The sequence below is a fragment of the Anaerotruncus sp. DFI.9.16 genome (assembly GCF_024461615.1).
GTDB classification, from domain to species: domain Bacteria; phylum Bacillota; class Clostridia; order Oscillospirales; family Ruminococcaceae; genus Anaerotruncus; species Anaerotruncus massiliensis.
Genome location: NZ_JANFZX010000095.1, coordinates 1 through 6,170, shown reverse-complemented (window position 1 = coordinate 6,170; position 6,170 = coordinate 1). Strand labels below are relative to the sequence as shown.

Here is a 6,170-nt window from a genome sequence, read left to right as displayed (position 1 = left end):
CCACCAAACACGAGCATCGTAAGATGCTCGTGTTTTTTTGTTCCCGGGTGGATTCGAAAGGCGGCTCTTGGCGGGCCACCGGGGACGGGCCGCAACCGCCGTGGCTTTTCCGCAGAAAAGCGAAACACCCTCCTCCACCAACAGGAAACCCGCATAGTTACTTACTATGCGGGTTTCCTGTTGTTCCGAAGATCGTTATAGAGGCTTCATTATACGACATCGTTACGACACTCACACTTAATAAAGGCGGCCCGCCGTCGAAGTTTACACCATACGAATCTCTATCCGACAAGCCGGGACGCGGGTACCCCCAGCGCCCAGACAAGACTTTCAATCACGTCCGAGGTCGGGTTGGCGGTCCCGCACTCGACCGCACTGATCGTGCGCACGCACAACCCGGAAGCAAAAGCAAGCCGTTCCTGCGACCATCCCAATTCCAATCTGTTCATTCTGACGTTCACTCCGATTGTCGTTGATAACATGACGCGTCCCTTTCTGCGGGCCGCCTCGTTCGATTCTACTATGTGTCCGTTCAAAATGGAAGCCGCTAAAAGTTCAAATATATGACTGTTTTTACCCTTCCGGCGGAAAACATGCCGTTCTTTGACCAATATGCCCGATACGCCTGGTATTATCACGCTTATCCGCTTTGGGCGGGTGGGACGCGGCGCGTGATTTTCGCTTTGCGCTTGCCAAACCGGAGGCGGCGGGGTAAAATCAAATGTAAGATCATTTTCATAAAGGGGAAAAGAAAATGCCCAGAGAATCCGTCATGGAGATCAAGACGGTCAACCGCAACCGCATCTACCGGATGATTTACCAGAATCCGCGCATCTCACGGCCGGAGCTCTGCCACCGGCTGGGGCTGAGCATGCCGACCGTGATGCAGAACGTGCGGTACCTGCAGGACCGCGGCCTGGTGGAGGAGGGCGGCAGCCTCGATTCCACGGGAGGGCGCAAGGCGGTCGCGCTCACCTGCGTGAAGGACGCGCGGACCGCCGTGGGGCTGGACCTGACCGCGAACCACATCAGCGGCGTGCTGGTCGACCTGGAGGGCGGCATCCTCGCCGAAAGCCGGGAGAAGCGCGCCTTTGCGGTGAGCGGCGAATACGCCGACGCGCTCGCCGGCGTGGTGCGGGACCTGATCGGGAAGGCGGCGGCGCCCGCCGAACGGGTGCTGGGCGTGGGCGTCTCCATGCCGGGGACCTTTTCGGCCGACGGCGGCCTGATGCTCGATTCCCGGGTGCTGCGGATGCAGAACCTGCGCTGCGCGGAGCTCTCCAAGTCGATCTCCCTCCCCTGCGTCTTCTGCAACGACGCCAACGCGGCCGGCTTCGCGGAGGTCTGGGACGTGCAGAGCCCGTCCGACGCGCTCTACCTCTCGCTGAGCAACACGGTGGGCGGCGCGATCCTACTCGGGGGGCAGCTCTACAAGGGGGAGAACCAGCGCGGCGGCGAGTTCGGGCACATCCCGGTCGAACGGGACGGCAAACGCTGCTACTGCGGCAAGAAGGGCTGCCTGGACGCCTATTGCTCCGCGACGGTGCTCTCCGAACTGGCGGGGGGCAGCCTCCCGGCATTTTTCCGGGAGCTGCGGGAGGGCGCGCCGAAGGCGCGCATCGCCTGGGCGGATTATCTGGACAACCTCGCCGCGGGGGTGGACATCCTGCGGATGGCGTTCGACTGCCCGGTCATCCTCGGCGGCTACGTGGGCGCGTATATGGAGGACCAGCTGGAGGAGCTGCGCGGCCGGCTCGCCTACCTGAACCGGTTTGACAGGGACGGCGGCTATGTCCGGGTCTGCCGCTACCGCACCGAGGCGTCAGCGGTCGGCGCGGCGCTGATCCACGTGCAGGCGTTCGTGAACAGCATCTGAGCGCGGCCGGGTCCCACATCTTCGGAATTGGAAAAGCGGGGAGCGATCCCCGCTTTTTTGTCTAAATCGGCGCGGCCGCTTTTGTGGATTCCGATGATTTTGCCCTTTTTCGCGCGGCGCGCGGGATTTGCCGTTGACAAGCGGAGGGAAAACCCGTATTTTAATAGTTAGATTCTTTATGTAAATATCCTAACTAACTATTGAAGGGAGCAAACCCATATGCAGGGAAAGATGAAAGTGGCGGTCATGACCGGCGTCGGCAGGAGCGCGTTTGAGGAGCGGGAGATCCCGCGCCCGAAGGCGGGCGAGGTGCTCGTCAAGCTCGAATACATCGGCATCTGCGGGTCGGACCTGCACTATTACGCGACGGGCGGAATCGGCGACTGCCGGGTGGAGCCCCCCTTTGTGCTCGGGCACGAGGCGGGCGGCACCGTGGTGGAGACCGGCGCGGGCGTAACCGATCTCAAGGTCGGGGACCGGGTGGCGCTCGAGCCGGGAAAGACCTGCGGCCACTGCGAGTTCTGCCGCACCGGGCGCTACAACCTCTGCCCCGACGTGGTGTTTTTCGCGACCCCGCCGGTCGACGGCGTGTTCCAGGAGTACGTCGCGCACGAGGCGGGGCTCTGCTTCAAGCTCCCGGACAACGTGAGCACGATGGAGGGCGCGCTGATCGAGCCGCTCGCCGTGGGCTTCCATGCCGCCAACCTCGGGGAGGCGCACATCGGGCAGACGGCGGTCGTCACCGGCTCCGGATGCATCGGGCTGGTCTCCCTGCTGGCGATGAAGGCGATGGGGGTGTCGAGGGTCTACGTGGTGGACGTGATCGAGGCACGGCTGAGGAAGGCGCTGGAATGCGGCGCGGACGGGGTGATCAACGGGAGGACGGCGGACGTGGTACAGGAGGTCATGAGGCTGACCGGCGGCCGGGGGACCGACCTCGTGATCGAGACCGCCGGGACCGAAGCCACCACCCGTCAGGCCATCCAGATGGCGAAGAAGGGCTCGACCATCGTGCTGGTGGGGCTGGGCGCCTCGGGGGAGATGACCCTGCCGATGACCGCCGCCATCAACAAGGAGCTGACCTTCAAAAGCATCTGCCGCTACCGCCACTGCTACCCGATGGCGATCGACGCGGTCGCGACGGGGCGGATCAACATTCGCGGGATCGTCACCAATGAGTTTGCGTTCGACGACCTGCCCGAGGCGCTGGACATCTGCATCAACAACAAGGACGAGGTCGTCAAGGGCGTCGTCAGGGTCGCGGATTAGAAAGGAGGGACCGCCATGTATGTCGAGGAACTGTTTGGACTGAAAGGCAAGGTCGCGGTCGTGACCGGGGCGAGCAAGGGGATCGGAAAGACCGCCGCGGTCGGACTCGCGAAGGCCGGCGCGGAGGTGGCCATCCTCTGTCGCAGCGAGCCGAAGGAGGCGCTGGAGGGCATCGCGGCCGCCGGCGGCCGGGGCTATTGGATCGCCGCCGACGTCACCGACGAAGCGGCCGTCGACGCCGCCTTCGCCGAGATCGCGCGCCGGTCCGGCGCCGTGCATGTGGTGTTCAACAACGCCGGCATCTGCATCCACGAGGACTCGGTCGACGCGCCGGCGGAAAACTTCCGCACGGTCATGGACGTCAATTTTTTCGGGGAGTTTTTTGTGGCGCGCGCAGCTGCGCGGATCATGATGGAGCGGGGCATCCGCGGGAGCATCATCAATATGGCCTCGATGTCCGGTTCGATCGTCAACCTTCCCCAGTGGCAGTGCTCCTACAACGCGTCCAAGGCGGCGGTCATCCACATGACCCGGTCGCTGGCGGTCGAATGGGTCAAAGCGGGCATCCGGGTCAACTGCATCAGCCCGGGATATATCGCGACGGGCGCGCTCGACGAAATTCCGGAGGAGTACCGCAAGTCCTGGATCCCGATGATCCCGATGGCGCGCATGGGGAAGCCGGAGGAGCTGCTTCCCGCGCTTCTCTACCTCGCGAGCGACGCCTCGGGCTACACCACCGGAAGCAACGTGATCGTGGACGGCGGCTATACCTGCCTGTAGGCGGCAGCGGGAAATCGGAGGCATAAAAAAAGGGCGGGACGGTTCCCGGGAACCGCCCCGCCTTTCTTTTTCGCGTCCATGCAGTAAACCGCCGCGCTTCCGGCACCTATCCTCTGAAAGGAGCATCCGCAATGAAAAAATGGATAATTTGCCTGGCCGCCGTTATCGCCCTGTCCATGCTCTCCGCCTGTGCGGGGCAGAAGCCCGCCGAGAGCCAGCTTCCGAACCCCATCGAGGAATATGAAACGCTTGAGGACGCGCAGGCCGCCGCAGGATTTGAAATCCCGACGCCCGCCGGACTGCCCGAAGGATATACGCTCGAGGCCGTCACGACCATCGCGAAAAGCACCATCCAGCTCATCTACACCGACGGGCAGAACGACCTGACCTACCGCTGCGGGAAGGCCGGCGGCTCCGACATCAGCGGCGATTACAACGTCTACGACGAGGAGGAAGCCGCCGACGTCAACGGGAATTCCGTCCTCATGAAGGGCGCCGACGGATCCCGGTCGCTCGCCGTCTGGCAGGACGACGCGTTCTCCTATTCCCTCCACGCCGCCTCCCCGCTCCCGAAGGAACAGCTGGTCAAAATTGTGGAAAGCGTCAAAAACTGATTTTGGCGGCGCGCGCGGACGGTTAATTTTCCGCCTCCGGGGAATTCTATTCCCGAGGTGATCGTATGCCAAAGGACAGCCAGCCGGACAAAAAAGAGGTCCGCAGGAAAAAGTGCAACGGCCAGACTCCCCTCACCCGTGAAAACCAGAACCACAACCGGAACGCCAAAAAACATTCGGTCAAACCGGACGACGTGTAAGGAGGGGACCGCCATGCCAAAACCCGGAATGCGCCGCCCCGACCCGCGCGAGCCGCACGGGACGGAAAGCAACCACATCAGCCGCTTCCCGAAGAACGAAGTCTCCCCCGTCCCTGAAATCCAGGGCAAGGCCAAGCATGGGAAGGCCCACGTCCGCCCGGTCATCGAAAACGGCCGGAACGACCACAAGGTTTTCCACGAGCTGAAGGGGGACGGCTCGGTCGGGGACCCCAACCCCTGAAAAGCGCCGCCCACGCGGCGCTTTTTTTCGTCTTTCGCCCGCGCGCTTTGCCGTGATTTTCCGCTGATTTTTCGCGTCCCGCGGCGAACAATACTGCCGAGGTGACTTTTGATGGAATACCAATATGCCGACCTGTCCAACCGGCTCAAAACCGAGATCAAACGGTTGGAAACACAGATCAGCCGCGACACCGGCAGGCGTGTCGTCCTGATCGCCTATGAGGGCGGCGTGCAGCCCACCCCCGTCTTCGGCGACGTGCTGGAATCGGGCTCCGCCGAACTCAAGCGCAACGTCTTCGGACCGGGCGGCCGCACCCCCGACGACAAGCTCTACGGCAATATTACACAGTGGCATATCTGATCCGCGCCCGTCCTTCATAATTGATTCACAAATCCTTTTCAGAATGTTCGCGCAACTCAAATATCTGCGTCATAATTTCCCGTTATGATAGAGACATCATCAATCTGCCGACGCCGGATGAACGGAATACCGGCCGGACGCCGGCAGGCCCAGCCATTCCCCTGCGGGGTTTTCATATACTTTTCTTACTCCTCCTCTTTTCTCTAAAAGCGCGGCGTCATGCCGCGCTTTTGTTTTTTGCACCCGCCCGTTTCCGCCCGCATAAACTGGCGTAAGGAGGGCCGTACCATGCCAAATTCACAAAACCTCAGCACCATCACCCTGAGCGTGGGGATTATCCTGCTCATCTGTATCGTCATCCTGCCGCTGCTTTCCGGAACCAGAAACAGTTTTTAGTGCGCCGCTTCTCCCCCGCATCTTTGCATTCCCCCGGGGAATCCTATTCCCGAGGTGATTATGATGTCAAATGAAAGCGCATATTTTATCGTTGAAAACCTCGGCGGCAAGCATGCTCTGAAGGACATTAAGCGCGAGCTGGACGCTCTGCACGGCGTGACCTCCGTCAGCGTCAATCCGGAACACCGGCTCGTCGCGGTCGATTACGACAGCTCCGGCATCTCATACGACCGGATAGAACATCGCCTCAATCGTCTGGGCTTCCAGATTGCGGCCGACGCCAGCGAGATTCAGACCCGCTGACACGGGCTTCGGACAGCCATAAGGCACGCCGCCCCCGGGCGGCGTGCCTTTTTTTGATTTGCCTCCCGGCGGACGGTTTGGATTTGCCGCGCTGCACCCGGCGGGGCTTTAGATGCGCTCCTCGCCTGCGG

General features: G+C 62.0%; 9 protein-coding genes. 8 read left to right on the top strand and 1 reads right to left on the bottom strand.

All coding sequences use genetic code 11. From position 1 onward, the window contains the following. Positions 1-281: 281 nt before the first annotated feature. The gene (locus tag NE609_RS17895; protein ID WP_370867183.1) at positions 282-449 is read right to left on the bottom strand and encodes a helix-turn-helix domain-containing protein; all 168 of its coding nucleotides are present in this window, start codon (positions 447-449) and stop codon (positions 282-284) included. 305 nt (positions 450-754) lie between these two features. Between NE609_RS17895 and NE609_RS16640 the strand changes: the two genes are divergently transcribed. The 8 genes from NE609_RS16640 (at position 755) to NE609_RS16605 (ending at position 6,039) form a co-directional block, all read left to right on the top strand. Next, positions 755-1,876, top strand: coding sequence for an ROK family transcriptional regulator (locus tag NE609_RS16640; protein ID WP_256153162.1), 1,122 nt, complete (start codon positions 755-757; stop codon positions 1,874-1,876). Between the two features lie 219 nt (positions 1,877-2,095). Next, on the top strand, positions 2,096-3,145 hold the full coding sequence (locus NE609_RS16635; RefSeq protein WP_121587630.1) for an NAD(P)-dependent alcohol dehydrogenase: 1,050 nt from the start codon (positions 2,096-2,098) through the stop codon (positions 3,143-3,145). Between the two features lie 15 nt (positions 3,146-3,160). After that, a complete protein-coding gene (locus NE609_RS16630; protein ID WP_256153161.1) occupies positions 3,161-3,925 on the top strand; it encodes an SDR family oxidoreductase in 765 nt (254 codons plus the stop codon). 131 nt (positions 3,926-4,056) lie between these two features. Then, the gene (locus tag NE609_RS16625; RefSeq protein ID WP_256153160.1) at positions 4,057-4,539 is read left to right on the top strand and encodes a DUF4367 domain-containing protein; all 483 of its coding nucleotides are present in this window, start codon (positions 4,057-4,059) and stop codon (positions 4,537-4,539) included. 65 nt (positions 4,540-4,604) lie between these two features. Continuing rightward, entirely contained in the window at positions 4,605-4,739 is a 135-nt protein-coding gene (locus tag NE609_RS16620; protein WP_256153159.1) for a hypothetical protein, read from the top strand. 13 nt (positions 4,740-4,752) lie between these two features. Next, positions 4,753-4,980 carry a hypothetical protein gene (locus NE609_RS16615; protein ID WP_199724050.1) on the top strand — a complete coding sequence of 76 codons (228 nt, stop codon included), beginning with the start codon at positions 4,753-4,755 and terminating at the stop codon, positions 4,978-4,980. 111 nt (positions 4,981-5,091) lie between these two features. After that, positions 5,092-5,340, top strand: a complete 249-nt coding sequence (locus tag NE609_RS16610) for a hypothetical protein (RefSeq protein WP_256153158.1) — start codon at positions 5,092-5,094, stop codon at positions 5,338-5,340. 459 nt (positions 5,341-5,799) lie between these two features. Next, positions 5,800-6,039: a heavy-metal-associated domain-containing protein gene (locus tag NE609_RS16605; protein ID WP_256153157.1), complete on the top strand. Its 240-nt coding sequence runs from the start codon at positions 5,800-5,802 to the stop codon at positions 6,037-6,039. Positions 6,040-6,170: the final 131 nt, after the last annotated feature.

Bases quoted from the DNA above. Each gene is read 5' to 3' on its own strand.
- NE609_RS16630 (WP_256153161.1), top strand. From the start codon at position 3,161: ATGTATGTCGAGGAACTGTTTGGACTGAAAGGCAAGGTCGCGGTCGTG.
- NE609_RS16635 (WP_121587630.1), top strand. From the start codon at position 2,096: ATGCAGGGAAAGATGAAAGTGGCGGTCATGACCGGCGTCGGCAGGAGC.
- NE609_RS16620 (WP_256153159.1), top strand. From the start codon at position 4,605: ATGCCAAAGGACAGCCAGCCGGACAAAAAAGAGGTCCGCAGGAAAAAG.
- NE609_RS16610 (WP_256153158.1), top strand. From the start codon at position 5,092: ATGGAATACCAATATGCCGACCTGTCCAACCGGCTCAAAACCGAGATC.
- NE609_RS16625 (WP_256153160.1), top strand. From the start codon at position 4,057: ATGAAAAAATGGATAATTTGCCTGGCCGCCGTTATCGCCCTGTCCATG.
- NE609_RS16615 (WP_199724050.1), top strand. From the start codon at position 4,753: ATGCCAAAACCCGGAATGCGCCGCCCCGACCCGCGCGAGCCGCACGGG.
- NE609_RS16605 (WP_256153157.1), top strand. From the start codon at position 5,800: ATGTCAAATGAAAGCGCATATTTTATCGTTGAAAACCTCGGCGGCAAG.
- NE609_RS16640 (WP_256153162.1), top strand. From the start codon at position 755: ATGCCCAGAGAATCCGTCATGGAGATCAAGACGGTCAACCGCAACCGC.
- NE609_RS17895 (WP_370867183.1), bottom strand. From the start codon at position 449: ATGAACAGATTGGAATTGGGATGGTCGCAGGAACGGCTTGCTTTTGCT.